The following is a 931-nucleotide window of genomic DNA, read 5'->3' as shown; positions in this document are numbered from 1 at the left end:
CCACAGGTGGCAGCCTGCGAGGGGTTTGGATCAAAGAGCACTGGGAAAGAGCTCACCGACAAGCATACCACCCGGACACGGGAGGACTATGCACGGGAGCGTTACCGCCTTGATGGGCTTATCAAGCGCGTGCTTCGCGCTGACGCGGTGAAGAACAGCCCGGACAAGTTCCCGGCCAACGTCCATCGGTCTATCGGATGTACCTGGGTACGGGTCAGCCAAGAAGTTTCCCTGGTGCGCCCGGAAGGTAAGCCCAGCTATCACTACAAAGGCCTGAAGATCTGCGGCAGTGTGCACTCCTGGCCGCTTTGTGCATCCAAGATCCAAGAGCGTCGCCTGCAGGAAGTTGTCGAGGCTATCGCTTGGGGGGAGGGGCAGGGGAAAGCCTTCGTGATGGCCTCCTACACCTTCCCGCACCGGGTAGACCAACCGCTTGCCCTGCTGCTCAAGCTCCAGCAACAGGCAATCACCTACATGCGTGGTCGTCGGCAATACATGGCACTCATGGGCGATGTGGGGTTTGCTGGTCGTATCCGTACCCTTGAAGTGACCCACGGCAAGAACGGTTGGCACCCTCACACCCACGAGCTGCTGATTGTCAGCCCGTCTGCCGATCCTCTCCGGATGCGCATGGTGCTGGCTGAGCTTTGGCTCAAGGCGTGCAAGAAAGTCGGCCTTTTCCAGCCTGACAGGGACGACGAATGGGCATTCCTGGCACACGCTGTGGACGTGCGTGACGGCGATGAAGGTGCAGCTTCGTATCTGGCCAAGATGGACGACCAGAACAAGTGGGGCCTGTCCCATGAAATGACCAAGGGAAGCAGCAAACAGGGCCGGGCTTCTGGCTCCCATCCGTTCAAGCTTGCGGTAGAAGTTTCCACGTCCGCCTTGTTCATGGAGTACGTCACCGCGATCAAAGGATCACGCCAGC

The 931-nt window shown here is 59.4% G+C and carries 1 protein-coding gene; it reads left to right on the top strand.

The genetic code is table 11. From position 1 onward, the window contains the following. A partial coding sequence (locus ABB34_RS15430) for a hypothetical protein (RefSeq protein WP_211258215.1) occupies positions 1-931 on the top strand: 931 nt, incomplete at both ends.

Origin of the sequence: Stenotrophomonas daejeonensis, assembly GCF_001431505.1 — a bacterium.
Classification (GTDB): domain Bacteria; phylum Pseudomonadota; class Gammaproteobacteria; order Xanthomonadales; family Xanthomonadaceae; genus Stenotrophomonas; species Stenotrophomonas daejeonensis.
Note: the sequence above shows the minus strand (reverse complement) of the source record. Positions and strands in the feature narration are given on the sequence as shown.